This is a genomic window from Streptomyces sp. NPDC014676 (assembly GCF_043084105.1).
GTDB lineage: Bacteria > Actinomycetota > Actinomycetes > Streptomycetales > Streptomycetaceae > Streptomyces.
This window is the reverse complement of record NZ_JBIBZI010000008.1, coordinates 347,727-368,924: the sequence shown is the minus strand read 5'-3', so window position 1 is coordinate 368,924 and position 21,198 is coordinate 347,727. Positions and strand designations below refer to the sequence as shown.

16 protein-coding genes are annotated in these 21,198 nt (G+C 72.2%); 12 read left to right on the top strand and 4 right to left on the bottom strand.

All coding sequences use genetic code 11. The features are described from left to right. Positions 1–529 precede the first annotated feature (529 nt). The 4 genes from ACF1DX_RS24155 to ACF1DX_RS24140 form a co-directional block, all read right to left on the bottom strand. Positions 530–2,869: a DUF3488 and DUF4129 domain-containing transglutaminase family protein gene (locus ACF1DX_RS24155; protein ID WP_391793259.1), complete on the bottom strand. Its 2,340-nt coding sequence runs from the start codon at positions 2,867–2,869 to the stop codon at positions 530–532. A gap of 47 nt (positions 2,870–2,916) precedes the next feature. Continuing rightward, complete coding sequence (locus ACF1DX_RS24150; protein WP_391793197.1) at positions 2,917–4,290, bottom strand: DUF58 domain-containing protein; 1,374 nt, start codon at positions 4,288–4,290, stop codon at positions 2,917–2,919. After that, a complete protein-coding gene (locus ACF1DX_RS24145; RefSeq protein ID WP_391793196.1) occupies positions 4,290–5,342 on the bottom strand; it encodes an AAA family ATPase in 1,053 nt (350 codons plus the stop codon). Before ACF1DX_RS24145 ends, ACF1DX_RS24150 begins: the two co-directional genes overlap by 1 nt. Positions 5,343–5,612: 270 nt before the next feature. Continuing rightward, the gene (locus ACF1DX_RS24140) at positions 5,613–6,161 is read right to left on the bottom strand and encodes a beta-class carbonic anhydrase (RefSeq protein ID WP_391793195.1); all 549 of its coding nucleotides are present in this window, start codon (positions 6,159–6,161) and stop codon (positions 5,613–5,615) included. Between the two features lie 418 nt (positions 6,162–6,579). Between ACF1DX_RS24140 and rsmH the strand changes: the two genes are divergently transcribed. From rsmH to pgeF, 12 genes are all read left to right on the top strand, one after another. Beyond that, positions 6,580–7,584 carry a 16S rRNA (cytosine(1402)-N(4))-methyltransferase RsmH gene (rsmH, locus tag ACF1DX_RS24135; RefSeq protein WP_391793194.1) on the top strand — a complete coding sequence of 335 codons (1,005 nt, stop codon included), beginning with the start codon at positions 6,580–6,582 and terminating at the stop codon, positions 7,582–7,584. 91 nt (positions 7,585–7,675) lie between these two features. After that, entirely contained in the window at positions 7,676–8,086 is a 411-nt protein-coding gene (locus tag ACF1DX_RS24130) for a septum formation initiator family protein (protein ID WP_391793193.1), read from the top strand. Positions 8,087–8,091: 5 nt separating this feature from the next. After that, a complete protein-coding gene (locus ACF1DX_RS24125) occupies positions 8,092–10,050 on the top strand; it encodes a penicillin-binding transpeptidase domain-containing protein (RefSeq protein WP_391793192.1) in 1,959 nt (652 codons plus the stop codon). A 170-nt stretch (positions 10,051–10,220) separates the two neighbouring features. Next, a complete protein-coding gene (locus tag ACF1DX_RS24120) occupies positions 10,221–11,741 on the top strand; it encodes a UDP-N-acetylmuramoyl-L-alanyl-D-glutamate--2,6-diaminopimelate ligase (protein WP_391793191.1) in 1,521 nt (506 codons plus the stop codon). A gap of 4 nt (positions 11,742–11,745) precedes the next feature. Further along, positions 11,746–13,161, top strand: a complete 1,416-nt coding sequence (murF, locus tag ACF1DX_RS24115; RefSeq protein ID WP_391793190.1) for a UDP-N-acetylmuramoyl-tripeptide--D-alanyl-D-alanine ligase — start codon at positions 11,746–11,748, stop codon at positions 13,159–13,161. Further along, positions 13,158–14,231: a phospho-N-acetylmuramoyl-pentapeptide-transferase gene (gene mraY / locus ACF1DX_RS24110; RefSeq protein WP_030820598.1), complete on the top strand. Its 1,074-nt coding sequence runs from the start codon at positions 13,158–13,160 to the stop codon at positions 14,229–14,231. The genes murF and mraY overlap by 4 nt, the downstream gene beginning before the upstream one ends. Continuing rightward, positions 14,213–15,631 (top strand): UDP-N-acetylmuramoyl-L-alanine--D-glutamate ligase, encoded by a 1,419-nt coding sequence (murD, locus tag ACF1DX_RS24105; protein ID WP_391793189.1) that lies wholly within the window; start codon positions 14,213–14,215, stop codon positions 15,629–15,631. The genes mraY and murD overlap by 19 nt, the downstream gene beginning before the upstream one ends. 74 nt (positions 15,632–15,705) lie before the next feature. Then, on the top strand, positions 15,706–17,061 hold the full coding sequence (gene ftsW, locus ACF1DX_RS24100; RefSeq protein ID WP_391793188.1) for a putative lipid II flippase FtsW: 1,356 nt from the start codon (positions 15,706–15,708) through the stop codon (positions 17,059–17,061). A 6-nt stretch (positions 17,062–17,067) separates the two neighbouring features. Continuing rightward, positions 17,068–18,162, top strand: coding sequence for an undecaprenyldiphospho-muramoylpentapeptide beta-N-acetylglucosaminyltransferase (gene murG, locus ACF1DX_RS24095; RefSeq protein ID WP_391793187.1), 1,095 nt, complete (start codon positions 17,068–17,070; stop codon positions 18,160–18,162). Positions 18,163–18,187: 25 nt separating this feature from the next. Beyond that, positions 18,188–18,985, top strand: a complete 798-nt coding sequence (locus tag ACF1DX_RS24090) for a cell division protein FtsQ/DivIB (RefSeq protein WP_391793186.1) — start codon at positions 18,188–18,190, stop codon at positions 18,983–18,985. A gap of 288 nt (positions 18,986–19,273) precedes the next feature. Then, positions 19,274–20,467 (top strand): cell division protein FtsZ, encoded by a 1,194-nt coding sequence (gene ftsZ / locus ACF1DX_RS24085; protein ID WP_385058308.1) that lies wholly within the window; start codon positions 19,274–19,276, stop codon positions 20,465–20,467. After that, the gene (gene pgeF / locus ACF1DX_RS24080) at positions 20,464–21,192 is read left to right on the top strand and encodes a peptidoglycan editing factor PgeF (RefSeq protein ID WP_391793185.1); all 729 of its coding nucleotides are present in this window, start codon (positions 20,464–20,466) and stop codon (positions 21,190–21,192) included. Before ftsZ ends, pgeF begins: the two co-directional genes overlap by 4 nt. The last annotated feature ends 6 nt before the right edge of the window (positions 21,193–21,198 follow it).

Below are 21,198 nucleotides of genomic sequence, written 5' to 3'. Positions count from 1 at the left end.
AGCGAAGCCGAGAGCGGGGGAGAAGCCGAGAGCGGGGGAGGCACCCCGTGAGCGCCGGGCAGCGGACCCCACCCCCGCCCAGCACTCACACCGAGTACCACGCAACCGTTCCTGTGGACTGAGCGGGAGTGAGTCCGCTCAGCCGCACGCCCCGAACGGTCTTGGGCGCACTGGTCCCCGGCGTACTCGACCCCGGGTCGGCGACACGCATCCCGTGCGCGGTCCGGTCCCGGGAGGCCCCCGCGGCCGGAGGCCGCTGAGGGGCACCGCCCTGCACGACCTGGCCAGATGGATACGGCCAGAGGCGACGGGGAGGCCCCGAACCATCACTCCGGTGGAGCGGGGGCCCCGCACACTGGCGCCGCACCCGGCGTCCCAGATCGCACGATCACCGTAGCCCGAACGGCCCAGAACGCCGCAAGCCCGACAGCCGACCATCACACGATCGAGTTACCCCCTTGTACACACTCGTCGGTGAGCAGCCCACAACCCCACGCGGACCGGCCCCGCCCCGCGGGGCCGACGGGGCTCAGCCCCGCTGCCGTGACGGCCGGCGCCAGGCCGGACGAAGCGCCGCCAGACGCGTACGCACCCCGGCCCACCACGCCGACACCGCCCACACCACCCGCACACTCGACCGCGGAGCGACCACCGCCCGCATCCGCACCCACCGGCCGCCGGCCGAGGCCCGCAGCCCCGCGGCCACCCCCCGCACCTCGTCCGCCAGCCCCACCACCGGCCGCGGCCGAGGCGCGTACAGGACCTGCTCCACCGCGTCGGCCACCCGGTGCACCGACGCCGCCGCACCCGGCCCGAGCCGGCCCAGCCGCACGATCCGGTCCGCCGCCCGGCGCGGGGTCAGCGACTCGTCCGGCGCGATGCCGTAGTCCCACGCCGTGTCGGTCAGCTCGTCCCAGACGGCCAGGACGTACGGCGCCGCCTCCGCCTCCGACCGGCCGTGCCCGCCCAGCCGTACCGCCCGGGTCCGCCCCCGCCACAGCATCGGCGACAGCGGCAGCACCAGCACCGCGAGCCCGGCCAGCGCCCACGCCAGCAGCGCGTACCACTTCGGCCCGTCACCGCCCGCGGGCAGGGCCGCCTGCGGCGACTCGCTCTCGCACGCCCCCAGCCTCCTCCGCTCCGCCGTGCAGCTCTCGCTCTCCGAGGGCTCCGCCGACGGCTCCGCGGACGCGGTCTGCGAGGGCAGGGCGGGATCGGGCACCGGGTTCTCCGCGGTGTCCTGCACGGTGTACGACGGCGTCGAACCACGGGTCGGGGTCGGCTCGAACCGGGTCCAGCCCACACCCTCGAAGTACAGCTCGGGCCAGGCGTGCGCGTCCCGCAGCGTGACCGCGATCGTGTCGTCCGGCTGCCGGGTGCCGGGCGCGAAGCCCACCGCGACCCGCGCCGGTATGCCCAGCGAACGGGCCATCGACGCCATCGCGAAGGAGAAGTGCACGCAGAAGCCCTGCTTGTCCCGCAGGAAGCGCGCGATCGCCTGCGAACCGCTGCCGACGTCGACCTCGGTGTCGTACCTGAAGCCGCCGTACAGCGTGAAGTACTCCTGGAGCTTGACCGCCTGGTCGTAGGCGTTGGCAGCGCCCTCGGTGACCTCGCGGGCGGTGCGGGACACCACGGCCGGCAGCGAGTCCGGCAGTGCGGTGTACTCGCGCTCCAGCGCGGCCGGCGGCCGCGGCGCACCGGCCAGCTGCTCCGCCGTGGGCCGCACATGGAGGCTGCGCACCTCGTACGTCAGACCGCGCGTGTTCTGCCCGTGGTCGCCGACCAGTGTCATGCCGACGGGTTCGTAGCGCCAGTTGCCCCGGATGCTCACCCCGCTCGGCGGGTACGGCATCGGCAGCCAGTCCTGACCGTACGAGTCGGCGGTCGAGATCGTCGTGCCGGTCTCCGTGCGCGCGACAGTGGGGCCGAGGCCCGGCGGGGTCGGGAACGTGCCGTCGGGAACGGTGGTGATGGACCGCTTCGACGGCTTCCACGTGGTGCCGTCGAAGTCGTCCAGGGACACGATTCGCAGGTACAGGTCCGACACGTCCGTCATCTCGGAGCGCACCGACATGACCTGGCGGTCCTCGTCCTGGTTCAGCGAGTCGCGCAGCGACACCAGCGGGTTCACCGCGGAGATGGTGCCGCCCCCGCCGGAGCCCGAGCCGACCCCCGTACCGGCGGGGTCCAGCAGACCGCCGTTCATCGCGGGCAGGGCGAGCGGCACCACCAGGGCGATGCCCAGGGCGACCGCGCCGATCCGCCGCCCGGTGCGCACCGGTGCGACGGCGCCGGACGAGTCCCCGCCCGGACCGGGCGCCCCGCCGAACACGCGCCCCCACTGGGAGAGCCGGTCCCGGCCCTCGGCGAGCAGCAGCATCAGATAGCCGGCCGCCGCCAGCAGGAACCACAGCCAGTCGATGTCGTTGTCGGCCAGCCCCGCGGCCACCGAGTACAGGGCGAGCAGCGGCAGTCCGGCCGGGGCCGCGCCGCGGAAGGTCACCGCGAGGGTGTCCACCAGCAGCCCGATCACCAGCACGCCGCCGATCAGCATCAGCCGGATGCCGTCGGACAGCGGCGCCGGGGGTGCGTACCGGCTGACGTCGTCGCCGCCCTGCTCCAGCAGTTCGGCGAAGAAGCGGACGGCGTCGGGGCCGGGTATCAGCCCGGCGAAGGCGTGCTCACGCGCGAACACCAGGGTGAGCAGCACCAGCGTCACCAGGAACTGCGCCGCCACCGTCAGCGGACGCGCCAGCGGCACCCGCCGGGCCGCCGCGCCCACGCCCGACTGCACCGCCAGCAGGAACGCCGCCTGGAGGATCCAGGCCGCCTGGTCGACCAGCGGCAGCAGGGCGCACGCCGCCATCAGTGTGGCCGCCCACGCGCACAGCGTCAGCCTCGCCCGTCCGCTGATCACGGTCCCTCCCCACCACTCGCCGCGGCCAGGCCCGAACGCTCCCGGTCCGCCTGCCGCCACAGCTCGTCCAGCGGGGCGCCCGGCGGCACGTCCAGCGCCGCCCAGCCCGCCTCGCGCAGCATCCGCAGCCGCTCCCCGCGCCGGTCCGGCGCGCCGGGCACATCGGCCGGTTCCCGCAGCCAGGCCCCACTGTCCAGCAGGAAGGCGAGTGCGCCCCCGCCGCGCTGGCGCATCCGGGTGAGCACCGCGGCCTGCTCCTCGTCCAGGTCGCCGAGGAAGGCGACCAGCAGCCCCTCGTTCCCGCCGCGCAGCACGTCGTAGGCGCGGGACAGGCCCTCCTCGTCGGAGTGGTCCACCACGGCGAGGGTGTCCATCATCAGCCCGGCCGCGTCCGCCGACTCCTGGCTCACCCCCGCGAACCCGTCGGAGCCCTCGCCGGGCACCGAGGTGCCGGTGTCGGTCAGCAGCCGTACCGAGAAGCCCCGCTCCAGCATGTGCACCAGCACGGAGGCCGCGCCGGACACCGCCCACTCGAACGCCGAGTCCGGTCCGGCGCCCGCGTAGGCGACGGCCCGGGTGTCCAGCAGCACCGTGCACCGGGCGCGCTGCGGCTGTTCCTCGCGGCGCACCATCAGCTCGCCGTAGCGGGCGGTGGAGCGCCAGTGCACCCGGCGCAGGTCGTCGCCGTAGCGGTAGCCGCGCGGGATCACGTCGTCCTCGCCGGCCAGCGCCAGCGCGCGCTGCCGGCCGTCGCCGTACCCCTTCGCCTCACCGCTCAGCCGCACCGGCGGCAGCGGCTCCACACGCGGGATCACCGTCAGCGTGTCGTACGTGGAGAAGGACCGGGTCAGCTCGCACATCCCGAACGGGTCGGACAGCCGCAGCTGCAACGGGCCCAGCGGATAGCGGCCGCGCAGGTCGGAGCGGACCCGGTAGGACACCTCCCGGCGCCCGCCCGCCTCCACCCGGTCCAGGACGAACCGGGGGCGCGGGCCGAGCACGTAGGGCACCCGGTCCTGGAGCATCAGCAGGCCCGTGGGCAGCCGCGAGACGTTCTCCATCCGCAGGTGCACCCGCGCCTCGGAGCCGGCGGGCACCCGGCCGGGGGAGAGCCGGCGGCTGCCGGCGACCCGGTAGTGGGTGCGGTAGAGCACGGCCGCGCACATCAGCGGCAGCACCGCCAGCAGCAGCCCGACCCGCAGCAGATCGCTCTGCCCGAGCACGTACGCGCAGATCGCGGCGGCCACACCGGCGGCCAGGAAGGAGCGTCCGCGGGTGGTGAGACCCGCCAGGGCCGTCCTGACGCCGCTCCGGTCACCCCGGTCGCCCTCCGAGTGGACCGCGCCCGCGGTGGGGCCCGCGGTCGTCATCACAGCCTCCGGGGCGGCTGCTGGCCGTAGCCCGGCCCGCCGTGGCCGAGGCCGCTCTGCCGCGGGGCCTCCGAGGGCGTCCGGGAGTGGTCCGCGGGCACCGGGATGCGCTGGAGGATCTCCTGCACCACCTGCTCGGAGGTGCGGCGGTTGAGCTGGGCCTGGGCGGTGGGCAGCAGCCGGTGGGCGAGGACGGCCACGGCGAGCGCCTGCACGTCGTCCGGCAGCGCGTAGTCCCGGCCGCCGAGGGCCGCCGACGCCTTCGCCGCGCGCAGCAGATGCAGGGTCGCGCGCGGTGAGGCGCCGAGTCTGAGATCGGGGTGCGTGCGGGTGGCGGCGACCAGGTCCACCACGTACCGGCGGATCGGTTCGGCCACGTACACGTCGCGCACCGCCTCGATCAGCTTGAGGATCTCGTGCGCGTGCGCCACCGGCTGGAGGTCCTCCAGCGGGGAGACGCCGCCGTGCACGTCCAGCATCTGCAGCTCGGCCTCCGCGCTCGGGTAGCCGACCGAGACGCGGGCCATGAAACGGTCGCGCTGGGCCTCCGGCAGCGGGTAGGTGCCCTCCATCTCGACCGGGTTCTGCGTCGCCACGACCATGAACGGGCTGGGCAGTTCGTAGGTCTTGCCGTCGATGGTGACCTGGCGCTCCTCCATCGACTCCAGCAGCGCGGACTGCGTCTTCGGCGACGCGCGGTTGATCTCGTCGCCGATCACCACCTGCGCGAAGATGGCGCCCGGCTTGAACTCGAAGTCGCGGCGCTGCTGGTCCCAGATGGACACGCCGGTGATGTCCGAGGGCAGCAGGTCCGGCGTGAACTGGATCCGCCGCACCGAACAGTCGATGGACCGCGCCAGTGCCTTGGCCAGCATCGTCTTGCCGACTCCCGGGACGTCCTCGATGAGCAGATGTCCCTCGGCGAGCAGCACGGTCAGCGAGAGCCGTACGACCTCGGGCTTTCCCTCGATCACGCCTTCCACCGAACTCCGCACGCGCTCCACCACGGCGGTCAGATCAGTGAGGCTCGCTCGATCGTCATAGGTCGTCACCCGGCCCTCCTCGGCCCTTCCCCCGCTCCCCAAGGAGCGGGGGACCCCAAATGTCCCGGGCCGACGCCTTGCTGTGCGGACCGGCCCACCCCGAATCACGGACACCACGCGGGAAAAGTTCCGCGTGACACCACTCCCGCATTGTTGCCGCCGTTACCGATTCGTGTCACTCGCCTGTGGACAACTGACAGCGATATGTCAGGTCCCACGACGTCGACACGACGTCGAACGGAGCCGGAGTCCGGGCTTCCTCCGGGGCGGGCGGCCAGGTCAGGCGGGGTCGATCTCGCGCAGCAGACCCGTGTGCACGTCGAAGACGAAGCCGCGCACGTCGTCGGTGTGCAGCAGGAACGGCGAGGTGCGCACGCGCTGCATGGACTGCCGTACGTCCTGGTCCACGTCCCGGAAGGCCTCCACGGCCCAGTTGGGGCGCTGGCCCACCTCCATCTCCAGTTCGTGCCGGAACTCCTCGGTGATGGACTCCAGGCCGCAGCCGGTGTGGTGGATGAGGACCACGCTGCGGGTGCCCAGGGCGCGCTGGCTGATGGTCAGCGAGCGGATCACGTCGTCGGTGACGACGCCGCCCGCGTTGCGGATGGTGTGGCAGTCGCCGAGCGACAGGCCCAGCGCGGCGTGCAGGTCGAGGCGGGCGTCCATGCAGGCCACCACGGCGACGTTCAGGACCGGGCGGGCGTCCATACCGGGGTCGGTGAAGACGGCCGCGTACTGCTGGTTGGCGTCGACCAGGCGGTCGGTGACCGTGCCGTGGCCGGAGGTGCCGTTCTGGGGGCCGGTGGGAGCCGATGCGGAAGTCGTCATACCCATGACGTTACTGGTCACCAGGGCGTCGGGCCCGTTGTGAGAGGTGACAAAGAATGTCAGCGGGCCTTGGTGTGAGGTAACCCACAGGGGTGGTGTGAGCTCCCTCCTGCGGGTGATGTGTCCGATCCGCCCCTTGACCCGCCGCGCGGGCCGCGACGCGCAGGCCGGTTGATTGACCGGGCGGGACCGTGGACTAAAGTGGCGCGAAGCGGGAGGCGAGAGCGCCCGCTGCCTGACTTTCCCCGGATCCCCCGGCGACGACCGGGGGGTCTCCCCGCGTGCGCGGCGCGCACGTACGGCTCGGCCTCCTCCCGCCGCCGCCCGGCCTGCGCCTGACGGCGCCGGCCGCCCCTCGACGGGGGAGGGCGGGAACCCGGCGGTGCGTGAACACCGTGCCGGACTTGAGAGGGCCGAAGTGAAAGGGCGCGAAGCGCTTCCGCATGAGGGCGGTGGTGGGCGGCGGGCGGGACAGAGCCGACACGTCCCGGTGATGCTCCAGCGGTGCCTGGACCTGTTGGCGCCCGCCCTGGAGCGGCCGGGCGCGGTGGTGGTCGACTGCACGCTCGGGCTCGGCGGCCACAGCGAGGCCCTGCTCCGGCGGTTCCCCGAGGTGCGGCTCGTCGCCCTGGACCGCGACAAGGAGGCCCTGCGCCTGTCCGGCGAGCGGCTCGCGCCCTACGGCGAGCGGGCCACCCTGGTGCACGCCGTCTACGACGAGCTCCCCGACGTCCTCGACCGGCTCGGGCTCCCGCGCGTGCGGGGCGTCCTGTTCGACCTCGGGGTGTCCTCCATGCAGCTCGACGAGGCCGGCCGCGGCTTCGCCTACGCCCAGGACGCCCCCCTCGACATGCGCATGGACCAGACGACCGGCGTCAGCGCCGCCGAGGTCCTCAACACCTACCCGGCCGGCGAACTCGTCCGCATCCTGCGCGCCTACGGCGAGGAGAAGCAGGCCAAGCGCATCGTCTCCGCGATCGTGCGCGAACGCGAGAAGGAGCCGTTCACCAACAGCGCCCGCCTGGTCGAGCTGATCCGCGACGCGCTGCCGCAGGCCGCCAAGCGCACCGGCGGCAACCCGGCCAAGCGCACCTTCCAGGCCCTGCGGATCGAGGTCAACGGCGAGCTGTCCGTGCTGGAGCGGGCGATCCCCGCGGCCGTGAAGGCCCTCGACGTCGGCGGACGGATCGCCGTGCTGTCGTACCACTCCCTGGAGGACCGGCTCGTCAAGCAGGTGTTCGCGGCCGGCGCCGCCACCACCGCCCCGCCCGGACTCCCGGTCGTCCCCGAGCGGTACCAGCCCCGGCTCAAGCTGCTCACGCGCGGTGCCGAACTTCCCACCGAGGAGGAGATCGCCGAGAACCGGCGCGCGGCCCCCGCGCGGCTGCGCGGCGCCGAGCGGATCCGGGAGGACGTCGATTGAGACACGGGCGGTGTGCGGCACGTACGGCGCACGAGGCGGGTGACGGGCGGCCGGGCGGACGGGTGGGGAAAGCGAACTCAGGGGAGCGTGAGTGAGTAGGAAACCCGAACTGAAGGGGCGGCCCGAGCTGAAGGGGCGGGCGGCCCGGCTCACGCATCTCCTGCCCACCGGGCGTGCCCAGGCGGCGCGCACCCCCTTCGTCCTCCTCGTCGTGACCCTCCTCGGCGGCGGCCTGATCGGCCTCCTGGTGCTGAACTCCGCCCTCAGTGAGGGCGCGTTCCAGCTCGACGACCTCCAGCGGGAGACCAAGAACCTCACCGACGAGGAACAGGCCCTGCAGCGGGACATCGACGCCTACTCCGCCCCCGACGCCCTCCAGCGCCGCGCCCGCGAACTCGGCATGGTGCCCGGCGGCGACCCCGCCTTCCTCGGCCCCGACGGCAAGGTCAAGGGCGTACCCGGTGCCGCCTCCACGCCCTCCTCATCGACCCCCGGCAGGTGACGGAAGTGTCCGACAGGGAACCGCCCCGCCGCCGGGTCCCCGGCCCCGCCAGGCCCGCCCGCCCGGCCGCCGGACAGCGCCCGGGTCCCGGCGCCCGCCCGGCCCGCAGGCCTTCGGGACCCCGCCCCGCGCCCCCGAAGTCCATCCGGCTGGGCAGCCCCCGCCCCCGGTTGCGCCTGATCGGCGTCGCCCTGACCCTGGTGCTGCTCGCCTTCGTCGTACGCCTGTTCCAGGTGCAGGCCGTCGACGCGAGCACCTACGCCGCCAAGGCCGACCGCAACCGCTACGTCGGCCAGGTGCTGGACGCCGAGCGCGGCGGCATCACCGACCGCCACGGCGTGGCCCTGGCGACCACCGAGGACGCCTACGACATCACCGCCGACCCCACGATGTTCGCCCCGGACGAGCTGGAGATCACCGACGGTCCCGAGCAGGCCGCCGCCCTCCTCGCCCCGATCCTCGGCCAGGACCAGGACGAGCTGGTCGGGAAGCTGCGCCCGGAGAACAAGGCCCTGCGCTACGTCAGACTGGCCGGCCGCCAGACCCCGCAGACCTGGAAGCAGATCAAGGACCTGAAGGCCGCGCTCGCCAAGAAGGCCGAGACCGACGAGTCCACCGCCAACGTCCTGGCCGGCGTCTTCTCCGTGCCCACCAGCAAGCGGGTGTACCCCAACAAGGAACTCGCCGCCGGGGTACTGGGCTGGGTCAACGCCGAGGGCAAGGGCGGCGGCGGCATCGAGCTCCAGCTGGACGAGCGGCTGGCCGGCGAGGACGGCAAGATCCGCTACGCCCAGTCCGGCGGCCGTCTCGTCCCGACCGCGGGCTCCACCGAGACCCCGGCGGTGCCCGGCGACGACGTCGAGCTCACCATCGACCGCGACATCCAGTGGGCCGCGCAGAACGCCATCAGCGAGCAGGTGAGGAAGTCCGCGGCCGACCGAGGCTACGTCATCGTCCAGGACACCCGCACCGGCGAGGTCCTCGCGATGGCCAACGCGCCCGGCTTCGACCCGGGCGACCTCTCCGAGGCCGACCCGGACGCGCTCGGCAACGCGGCCGTCCAGGACGCCTTCGAACCCGGCTCCACCGCCAAGGTGCTCTCCATGGCGGCGGTCCTCGAGGAGAACGCCGCCACCCCCGGCACCCACGTCGTCGTGCCCAACCGGCTGCACCGCGGCGACCGGCTCTTCAAGGACGACATCGATCACCCGACCTGGTACCTGACGCTCAACGGCGTACTCGCCAAGTCCAGCAACATCGGTACCATCCTCGCCACCGGCCAGCTCGGCAGGACCCAGGCCCAGGCCAACAAGGTCCTCTACGAGTACCTGCGCAAGTTCGGCCTCGGCAGCCACAGCGGGCTCGGCTTCCCCGGCGAGACCAAGGGCATCCTCGCCCCGCCGGACGCGTGGTCCACCTCGCAGCAGTACACGATTCCTTTCGGCCAGGGCGTCTCCGTGAACGCCATGCAGGCCGCGTCCGTCTACTCGACCATCGCCAACGGCGGCGTCCGCGTCGAGCCCACCCTCGTCCGCGGCTCCACGGGCCCCGACGGACGCTTCACCCCCGCCCCGGAGCCCGAGAAAACCAGGGTCGTCAGCGAGAAGACGGCGAAGACGCTCGCCCGGATGCTGGAGTCGGTCGTCGACGACGAGGAGGGCACCGGCACCAAGGCACGCATCCCGGGCTACCGGGTCGCGGGGAAGACGGGTACGGCGAACCGCGTGGATCCGGCCACCGGCAGATACCACGGCTACACCTCGTCCTTCGCCGGCTTCGCCCCCGCCGACAAGCCCAGGATCACCGTCTACTGCGCCATCCAGAACGCCACCGAGGGCAGCTACTTCGGCGGCCAGATCTGCGGACCCGTGTACAAGCAGGTCATGGAGTTCGCCCTGAAGACCCTGCAGGTGCCGCCGACCGGCGCCGACCCCGCCGACCTCCCGGTCACCTTCACACCCTGACCCGAACCGAGCACCGAGCCACCAGGAACCACCCCGTGACGACGATCACCCCCGACCCCGGGAACCAGGACGCCTCCGGCCCCTCACTTGGCCCCCCAACCGGTGCGCCGGGTACGCTCACCGCCGTGCCACACGCCGATCAGTCCCAAACCGCCCAGAAGGGCCACCCCGTGACATATCCGGGACCGCCCCGTCCGGTTCAGGTCTCCGCCACACCCCTCGCGGAACTCGCCGGTCAGCTGGGTGCCCCCGCGCCGGAACGGGCCGCCGACGTCACGGGCATCACCCATGACTCGCGCGCCGTCCGCCCCGGCGACCTGTACGCCGCCCTCCCGGGCGCCCGCGCCCACGGCGCCGACTTCGTCACCCAGGCCGCCGGCCTCGGCGCGGTCGCCGTGCTGACCGACCCGTCCGGCGCCGAGCGCGTCGCCGCGGCCGGACTGCCGGCGCTGGTGGTCGACGACCCGCGCGCGCGGATGGGCGAGCTGGCGGCCACCATCTACGGCCGTCCGGGCCGCGAGCTGCTCCAGATCGGCATCACCGGCACCTCGGGCAAGACCACCACCGCCTACCTGGTCGAGGGTGGCCTGAAAACAGCCCACCGCACGGGGCTCATCGGCACGGTCGAGACGCGCATCGGCGACGAGCGCATCAAGTCCGAGCGCACCACCCCCGAGGCCACCGACCTCCAGGCCCTGTTCGCCGTCATGCGCGAGCGCGGCACCGACGCGGTGGCCATGGAGGTCTCCAGCCACGCCCTGGTCCTCGGCCGGGTCGACGGCTGCGTCTTCGACATCGCCGTCTTCACCAACCTCAGCCCGGAACACATGGAGTTCCACTCCGGCATGGAGGACTACTTCCGGGCCAAGGCGCAGCTGTTCACACCGGAACGCAGCAGACTCGGCGTGGTCAACGTGGACGACGAGTACGGCCGCCGCCTCGCCAAGGAGGCCGGCGTCCCGGTCGTCACCTACTCCGCCGAGGGCCACCCCGACGCCGACTGGCGCGCCGAGGACGTCGAGGTCGGCCCGATGGACTCGACGTTCACCGTGATCGGCCCCGAGGACGAGCGGATCACCGCCCGCTCGCCGCTGCCGGGTCCGTTCAACGTGGCGAACACCCTCGCCGCGATCGTCGCCCTCGCCGCCGCCGGACTCGACCCGCAGGCCGCCGCCGACGGCGTCGCCGCCGTACCGGGCGTGCCGGGCCGGCTGGAGCGCGTGGACGCCGGACAGCCGTACCTCGCGGTGGTGGACTACGCCCACAAGACCGACGCCGTGGAATCGGTGCTGCGCGCCCTGCGCAAGGTCACCGAGGGCCGGGTGCACGTCGTGCTCGGCTGCGGCGGCGACCGCGACCGGACCAAGCGGGAGCCCATGGGCGCCGCCGCCGCGCGGCTCGCCGACACCGCCGTACTGACCTCCGACAACCCCCGCTCCGAGGACCCCCTCGCGATCCTCGCCGCCATGCTCCGGGGCGCGGCCTCCGTGCCCGCCCACGAGCGCGGAGAGGTGCAGGTCTTCGAGGACCGGGCCGCCGCGATCGCCGCCGCCGTCGCACGGGCCGAACCCGGCGACACCGTGCTGGTCGCGGGCAAGGGCCACGAGCAGGGGCAGGACATCGCCGGGGTGGTGCGTCCCTTCGACGACCGCCAGGTGCTTCGGGAAGCCATCAAGAAAACCCAGGGATGAACTTGTGATCGCCCTCTCCCTCGCCGAGATCGCAGAAGTCGTCGGCGGGCAGACGCACGACATACCGGACCCGTCCGTCCGGGTCACCGGACCGGTCGTCCGGGACTCGCGGGAGGCGGGTCCGGGCAGCCTGTTCGTCGCCTTCGCCGGCGAGCGCGTGGACGGCCACGACTTCGCGGCGCAGGTCGTCGAGGCGGGCGCGGCCGCCGTGCTTGCCTCCCGGCCCGTCGGGGTTCCCGCGATCGTCGTGGCGGACGTCCAGGCGGCCCTCGGCGCCCTCGCCCGGCACGTCGTCGGCCGGCTCGGCACCACCCTCGTCGCGCTCACCGGCTCGGCCGGCAAGACCAGTACCAAGGACCTCATCGCCCAGGTCCTGCGGCGCAAGGCGCCGACCGTCTTCACCCCCGGCTCGCTCAACAACGAGATCGGCCTGCCGCTCACCGCGCTCACCGCCACCGAGGAGACGAAGTTCCTCGTGCTGGAGATGGGAGCGCGCGGAATCGGCCACATCCGGTACCTCACCGGTCTGACGCCCCCGAAGGTCGGACTGGTCCTGAACGTCGGTTCCGCCCACATCGGCGAGTTCGGCGGCCGGGAGCAGATCGCCCAGGCCAAGGGCGAGCTGGTGGAGGCCCTGCCCCCGGCCGAGGAGGGCGGCGCCGCGATCCTCAACGCGGACGACCCCCTCGTACGGGCCATGGCCTCCCGTACGAAGGCGAAGGTGATCCTTTTCGGAGAGTCCGACGAAGCGGACGTTCGGGCCGAGAACGTGCGACTCACGGACAGCGGACAGCCTTCCTTCAGGCTTCACACACCCTCCGGTGCATCCGATGTGACCATGCGCCTGTACGGTGAGCATCACGTGTCGAACGCGCTCGCCGCGGCCGCCGTCGCCCACGAGTTGGGCATGTCCGCAGACGAGATCGCCACCGCGCTCTCCGAGGCGGGCTCCCTCTCCCGCTGGCGGATGGAGGTCACCGAGCGCCCGGACGGCGTGACGGTCGTCAACGACGCCTACAACGCGAACCCCGAGTCCATGAAGGCAGCGCTGCGCGCGCTGGCGGCCATGGGCAAGGGACGCCGTACGTGGGCGGTGCTCGGCAAGATGGCCGAGCTCGGGGACGAGGCGCTCGCCGAGCACGACGCGGTCGGACGGCTCGCCGTCCGGCTCAACGTCAGCAAGCTCGTCGCAGTCGGGGGCAGGGAAGCCGCCTGGCTGCAACTGGGCGCATATAACGAGGGTTCGTGGGGTGAGGAGTCGGTGCACGTGTCCGACGCACAGGCGGCGGTCGACCTGTTGCGCAGCGAATTGCGCCCGGGGGATGTCGTACTCGTGAAGGCGTCCCGTTCGGTCGGGCTCGAGAGCGTGGCGCAGGCGCTGCTCGAGACCGGTGCCGAGGGTGAGGTCTCCGCCCGATGATGAATCAGATCCTGTTCGCAGGAGTCATTGGCCTCTTCCTGACGCTGATCGGCACCCCGTTGCTGATCAAGCTGCTCGCGCGCAAGGGGTACGGGCAGTACATCCGTGACGACGGCCCGCGCGAGCACGCCAGCAAGCGCGGTACGCCGACGATGGGCGGTATCGCCTTCATCCTGGCGACGGTCGCCGCGTACTTCCTCAGCAAGGTGATCAGCGGCGAGCCCCCGAGGTACTCGGGCGTGCTGGTGCTGGGCCTGATGGTCGGCATGGGGCTGGTCGGCTTCCTGGACGACTACATCAAGATCGTCAAGCGGCGTTCGCTGGGTCTGCGGGCCAAGGCGAAGATGGCCGGCCAGCTCATCGTCGGTATCGCCTTCGCGGTGCTCTCGCTGCAGTTCGCGGACTCCCGCGGACAGACCCCGGCCTCCACGAAGCTGTCGTTCATCACGGACTTCGGCTGGACCATCGGCCCGGTGCTGTTCGTCGTCTGGGCGCTGTTCATGATCCTCGCGATGTCGAACGGCGTGAACCTGACCGACGGTCTGGACGGTCTCGCCACCGGCGCCTCCGTGCTCGTCTTCGGCGCCTACACCTTCATCGGCGTCTGGCAGTTCCAGGAGTCCTGCGCCAACGGCGAGACGCTGACCAACCCGGGCGCCTGCTACGAGGTGCGCGACCCGCTGGACCTCGCGGTCGTCGCCTCCGCGCTGATGGGTTCCTGCCTGGGCTTCCTGTGGTGGAACACCTCGCCGGCCAAGATCTTCATGGGCGACACCGGTTCGCTGGCGCTCGGCGGTGTGCTCGCGGGTCTCGCGATCTGCTCCCGCACCGAGCTGCTGCTGGCCATCCTGGGCGGTCTGTTCGTCCTCATCACCATGTCGGTGGTCATCCAGGTCGGCTCGTTCAAGCTCACCGGGAAGCGGGTCTTCCGGATGGCGCCGCTCCAGCATCACTTCGAACTCAAGGGCTGGTCCGAAGTCCTCGTGGTGGTCCGCTTCTGGATCATCCAGGGCATCTGTGTGATCGTCGGACTGGGCCTCTTCTACGCGGGATGGGCAGCGGACAAGTGACCGACTGGCAGGGGAAGAACGTCACCGTCGCCGGACTCGGCGTCTCCGGCGTCCCGGCGGCCAAGGTGCTGCACGGGCTCGGCGCGAAGGTCACCGTCGTCAACGACGGGGACGATCCGCGCGCGCGTGAGCAGGCCGCCGAACTGGAGGCGCTCGGCGTCACCGTGCGCCTCGGTGACGGGGCCACCCTGCCGGAGGGCACCGAGCTGATCGTCACGGCCCCCGGCTGGAAGCCGGACAAGCCGCTGTTCGCGGCGGCGGACGCGGCCGGGGTGCCGGTGTGGGGCGACGTCGAACTCGCCTGGCGGCTCAGGAAGCCCGGCGCGGCCGACTGGCTCGCGGTCACCGGCACCAACGGCAAGACCACGACCGTCCAGATGCTCGCCTCCATCCTGAAGGCGGCGGGCCTGCGCACCGCCGCCGTCGGCAACATCGGCGTCTCCCTCCTGGACGCCGTGCTCGGCGAGGAGGAGTACGACGTGCTCGCCGTGGAGCTGTCCAGCTACCAGCTCCACTGGGCGCCCTCCCCGCGCGCCCACTCGGCGGCCGTACTGAACCTCGCCCCGGACCACCTCGACTGGCACGGCTCCATGGAGGCGTACGCCAGGGACAAGGGCCGTATCTACGAGGGCAACCGCGTCGCCTGCGTCTACAACGTGGCCGACAAGGCCACCGAGGACCTGGTCCGCGAGGCCGACGTCGAGGAGGGCTGCCGCGCCGTCGGCTTCACCCTCGGTACGCCCGGCCCCTCCCAACTCGGCGTCGTGGAGGGCATCCTGGTCGACCGCGCCTTCGTCGAGAACCGGCAGAGGAACGCCCAGGAACTCGCCGAGGTCTCCGACGTCACCCCGCCCGCCCCGCACAACATCGCCAACGCCCTTGCCGCGGCGGCCCTCGCGCGGGCCTACGGGGTGCCCGCGAGCGCCGTACGGGACGGCCTGCGGGCCTTCACCCCGGACGCCCACCGCATCGCGCACGTCGCCGACGTGGACGGGGTCGCGTACATCGACGACTCCAAGGCCACCAACACGCATGCCGCCGAAGCCTCGTTGGCGGCCTACGAGTCGATCGTGTGGATCGCCGGCGGGCTCGCCAAGGGCGCCACCTTCGACGAACTGGTCGCCGGCGCGGCGAAGCGGCTGCGCGGTGCCGTACTGATCGGCCGGGACCGCGCCCTGATCCGCGAAGCCCTCGCGCGACACGCCCCGGAAGTACCCGTCGTCGACCTCGACCGGACCGACACTGGGGCGATGCTCCGGGCCGTCCAGGAGGCGCGGCGGCTCGCCCGGCCCGGCGACACGGTGCTGCTGGCCCCGGCCTGCGCCTCGATGGACATGTTCACCAACTACAACAAGCGCGGTGACGCGTTCGCACAGGCGGTGCGCGAGCTCGGCGCCTGACCCCGGCCCGCCTGGCGCCGGGCGACCTTGGGAGGGACGCGTGGGACCGTCGACGGCGTACAGCGGAGGCCCGGATGACCGGTAGCAGCCGTACCGGCCGCCCGCCCGTACGGCGGGCCGTGCGCGGATCCGTCGTACCCGGGCCCCCGCGCGAGAACCCCGTCCGCACCCTGGTCACCCGGGCGCGCAGGGCCTGGGACCGGCCGCTGACCGCGTACTACCTGATCCTCGGCGGCAGCGCGCTGATCACCGTGCTGGGCCTGGTGATGGTCTACTCGGCCTCCCAGATCACGGCGCTGCAGATGTCGCTGCCGGGCTCGTACTTCTTCCGCAAGCAGTTGCTGGCCGCCGGGATCGGCTGCGTACTGCTGCTGGCGGCCTCCAGGATGCCGGTGAAGCTGCACCGCGCCCTGGCCTACCCGATCCTCGCGGGCGCCGTCGTCCTGATGGCCCTGGTGCAGGTGCCGGGGGTCGGGGTCGCGGTCAACGGCAACCAGAACTGGATCGCCCTCGGCGGCTCCTTCCAGCTCCAGCCCAGCGAGTTCGGCAAGCTCGCGCTGGTGCTGTGGGGCGCCGATCTGCTCGCCCGCAAGCAGGACAAGCGGCTGCTGTACCAGTGGAAGCACATGCTGGTGCCGCTCGTCCCGGCCGCCTTCATGCTGCTCGGACTGATCATGCTCGGCGGCGACATGGGCACGGCGATCATCCTGACGGCGATCCTTTTCGGCCTGTTGTGGCTGGCGGGGGCGCCGACCCGGCTCTTCGTCGGCGTGCTGTCGATCGCCGCGCTGCTCGGCGCGATCCTCATCCGCACCAGCCCCAACCGCATGGCCCGGCTCACCTGCCTCGGTGCCACCGAGCCCCAGACGGGACCGGTCGACTGCTGGCAGGCGGTGCACGGGATCTACGCCCTCGCCTCTGGCGGAATTTTCGGTTCCGGACTCGGCGCGAGTGTGGAGAAATGGGGCCAACTTCCCGAAGCGCACACGGACTTCATCTTTGCCATCACCGGTGAGGAACTGGGTCTGGCGGGGACACTGTCGGTACTCGCCCTGTTCGCGGCTCTAGGCTATGCGGGTATCCGCGTGGCCGGACGCACGGAGGACCCCTTCGTCAGGTATGCCGCGGGAGGCGTGACCACCTGGATCACGGCCCAGGCCGTGATCAACATCGGTGCGGTGCTCGGTCTGCTGCCGATCGCCGGAGTCCCGCTCCCGCTGTTCTCCTACGGGGGATCCGCCCTGCTGCCGACCATGTTCGCCATCGGGCTGCTGATCGCCTTCGCGCGTGAGGACCCCGCTGCACGGATGGCGCTTGCCATGCGGCAACCCCGCTTTGGTAGAAAGCGGGGCGGGGATCCACAGCGGCCCCGGAGATGGAACACGATGCGACGGCGTGCCCCGGTGGCGCGTTCGTCCGGAGAGCGGTGAATTTCGGTGCATGTCGTACTCGCCGGCGGAGGAACCGCGGGCCACATCGAGCCCGCGCTCGCCCTCGCGGACGCCCTGCGCAGGCAGGATCCGACCGTGGGCATCACGGCCCTGGGCACGGAACGCGGCCTGGAGACCCGTCTCGTACCCGAGCGCGGGTACGAACTGGCGCTGATCCCCGCCGTGCCGCTGCCGCGCAAGCCCACCCCCGAGCTGATCACCGTTCCGGGCCGGTTGCGCGGCACCATCAAGGCGGCCGAGCAGATCCTGGAGCGCACCAAGGCGGACGCCGTGGTCGGCTTCGGCGGCTACGTCGCCCTGCCCGGCTACCTCGCGGCCAAACGGCTCGGCGTGCCGATCGTGATCCACGAGGCCAACGCCCGGCCCGGACTGGCCAACAAGATCGGCTCCCGGTACGCCGCCCAGGTCGCCGTCTCCACGCCCGACAGCAAGCTGCGGGGCGCCCGCTACATCGGCATCCCGCTGCGCCGCTCCATCTCCACCCTGGACCGGGCCGCTGTACGCCCCGAGGCCCGCGCCGCGTTCGGCCTCGACCCCAATCTGCCCACGCTGCTGGTCTCCGGCGGCTCGCAGGGCGCCCGGCGGCTCAACGAGGTGGTCCAGCAGGTCGCTCCGTGGCTCCAGCAGGCCGGGATCCAGATCCTGCACGCGGTCGGCCCGAAGAACGAACTGCCGCAGGTGCACCAGATGCCGGGCATGCCCCCCTACATCCCGGTAAGTTACCTGGACCGGATGGACCTCGCGTACGCCGCGGCCGACATGATGCTCTGCCGCGCGGGCGCGATGACCGTCGCCGAACTCTCCGCCGTCGGGCTCCCGGCCGCCTACGTCCCGCTGCCCATCGGCAACGGCGAACAGCGGCTCAACGCCCAGCCGGTGGTCAAGGCCGGCGGTGGACTGCTGGTCGACGACGCGGAGCTGACGCCCGACTGGGTGCAGCAGAACGTGCTGCCCGTGCTCGCCGACCCGCACCGGCTGTACGAGATGTCCCGCGCCGCCGCCGAGTTCGGCCGCCGGGACGCCGACGACCTGCTCGTCGGCATGGTGTACGAGGCGATCGCCGCCCGTGCGCACCGCTAGAGGCGTATGACGGAGGGCAGGCAGCATGGCCGGATCGACCACCGCCGAGCGGGGTGAACGCAAGCGGGAGTCGTCCGGCCCGCCGCCGCCCGTCCGGCGGTTCGGGCGACGACAGGTTCGTCGGATCATCGTCCTGGCCGTCGTCCTGGTGTTCCTCGGCAGTGGGGCGTTCTGGCTGCTGTACGGGTCGGACCTGGTGCGCGTGGAGCGCGTGACGGTGTCGGGGACCCGGGTCCTGACGCCCGCGGAGGTGCGCGAGGCCGCCGACGTCCCCCTCGGGGAACAACTGGTCTCCGTCGACACCGACGCGATCGAGGCGCGGCTTTCCGAGGCGTTGCCCCGGATCGGCACGGTTGAGGTGGTTCGTTCCTGGCCGAGTGGGATCACGCTGAAAGTGACGGAACGCACCGCTGTCCTCCTTGTTCGCAAAGGCAGGAAATTCATCGAAGTGGACGAGGAAGGTGTCCGGTTCGCCATGGTTTCTCAGGCCCCGAAGGGGGTACCGGCGCTGAAAATGACTGTCTCCAGGAGCGGTTCCGCGGCGGCGAGCCTGCGCCGCTTCGACGAGGACCGGCTGACCCGGGAGGCGGTGCGGGTGGCCGGCGCGGTCCCGGCCCCCGTGGCGCACGCCACCCGCAGCGTCAAGGTCCGTTCCTACGACGACATCTCGCTGGAACTGGCGGACGGCCGGACGGTCGACTGGGGAAGCAGTGAGAAGGGAGCCGAGAAGGGCCGTATTCTCACCGCACTGATGAAAGCGGAGCCCGGCGCGCGGCACTTCGACGTCAGCGTGCCCACGGCCCCGGCGTCAGCGGGGAGTTGACGCACATCAGCGCAGGCCAGCACCCTGATTGGGCAGCGCTACGGCTGATCACATAGGGTGAAAAGAAAAACGGGAGGTTCGGCGTGTTCGTTGAACGGGCGCCGCTTGTCGACTTAGTGTCCTGTTCAGAAGACTCCAGGGAACGGACACACTGGTAACCCTAAACTTCAACGTTAGGGTTCGGGTCGGCGCTACGGACCGTCCCATTCGGCATCAGTCGTCGGGTCGCGAGGGCATCAGTGCTTCAGCGGTCGGGCGACACGTAACTCGAGGCGAGAGGCCTTCGACGTGGCAGCACCGCAGAACTACCTCGCAGTCATCAAAGTCATCGGTGTCGGCGGCGGTGGTGTCAATGCCATCAACCGGATGATCGAGGTCGGTCTCAAGGGCGTCGAGTTCATCGCCATCAACACCGACGCGCAAGCCCTGTTGATGAGCGACGCCGACGTCAAGCTCGACGTCGGCCGTGAACTCACCCGCGGACTCGGCGCCGGAGCCAACCCGGCCGTCGGCCGCAAGGCCGCGGAGGACCACCGCGAGGAGATCGAGGAGGTCCTCAAGGGGGCCGACATGGTCTTCGTGACGGCCGGCGAGGGCGGCGGCACCGGCACCGGTGGCGCGCCCGTCGTGGCCAACATCGCCCGCTCGCTCGGTGCCCTCACCATCGGCGTGGTCACCCGCCCGTTCACCTTCGAGGGGCGGCGCCGCGCGAACCAGGCGGAGGACGGCATCGCCGAGCTCCGCGAAGAGGTCGACACCCTCATCGTGATCCCGAACGACCGGCTGCTGTCCATCTCGGACCGCCAGGTGTCGGTTCTCGACGCCTTCAAGTCGGCGGACCAGGTGCTGCTCTCCGGTGTCCAGGGCATCACCGACCTCATCACCACGCCCGGCCTGATCAACCTGGACTTCGCGGACGTCAAGTCGGTCATGTCCGAGGCCGGTTCGGCCCTCATGGGCATCGGCTCGGCCCGCGGCGACGACCGCGCGGTGGCCGCCGCCGAGATGGCCATCTCCTCGCCACTGCTCGAAGCCTCCATCGACGGCGCCCGCGGCGTGCTGCTCTCCATCTCCGGCGGATCCGACCTCGGTCTGTTCGAGATCAACGAGGCCGCCCAGCTGGTCAGCGAGGCCGCCCACCCCGAGGCCAACATCATCTTCGGTGCGGTGATCGACGACGCCCTCGGCGACGAGGTCCGGGTCACCGTGATCGCGGCCGGCTTCGACGGCGGCCAGCCGCCCGCCAAGCGGGACAACGTCCTCGGCTCGTCCTCGGCCAAGCGCGAGGAGCCCGCCCCGGCGCGGCAGCCGGAGAGCCGTCCGTCCTTCGGCTCGCTCGGCAGCGTCACGCCGAAGGAGGACCCGGAGCCGCCGGCGCCGGAGCCGGTGCGCGACATCCCGGTCGTCCAGCCGCCGGTCCCGCCGTCGCGGACCTACGACAGCCCGGTCGAGGAACTGGACGTACCGGACTTCCTGAAGTGATAGGACGGCGCGAGAGCGTGAGCGGCGCGCACTTCGCCTTCACCGACCGGTGGGGCGGGGTGAGCGCCGCTCCGTATGAGGAGCTCAACCTCGGCGGTGCGGTCGGTGACGACCCCGCGGCCGTGCGCGTCAATCGCGAACTGGCCGCCAAGTCGCTCGGCGTGGACCCGGCCCGGGTGGTCTGGATGAACCAGGTGCACGGGGCCGATGCGGCCGTGGTCGACGGACCCTGGGGCGAGCGCCCGGTCCCCGAGGTCGACGCGATCGTCACCGTGCGGCGCGGGCTCGCCCTCGCGGTGCTCACCGCCGACTGCGTACCGGTCCTGCTGGCCGACCCGGTCGCCGGCGTCGTCGCCGCGGCCCACGCGGGCCGGCCCGGCATGACCGCCGGGATCGTCCCCGCCGCCGTACGGGCCATGACGGAACTCGGCGCCGAACCCGCGCGGATCGTCGCCCGCACCGGACCCGCCGTCTGCGGCCGGTGCTACGAGGTGCCGGAGGCGATGCGCGACGAGGTGGCCTCCGTCGAACCGGCGGCGCACGCCGTCACGAGCCGGGGAACGCCGGCGGTCGACGTGGCCGCGGGCGTGCACGCGCAGCTCGAACGGCTCGGGGTGCGTGACCGGGAGCAGTCACCGGTGTGCACGCTGGAGTCGGCTGATCACTTCTCGTACCGCCGCGACCGCACCACCGGGCGGCTCGCGGGCTATGTGTGGCTGGACTGATGGGGC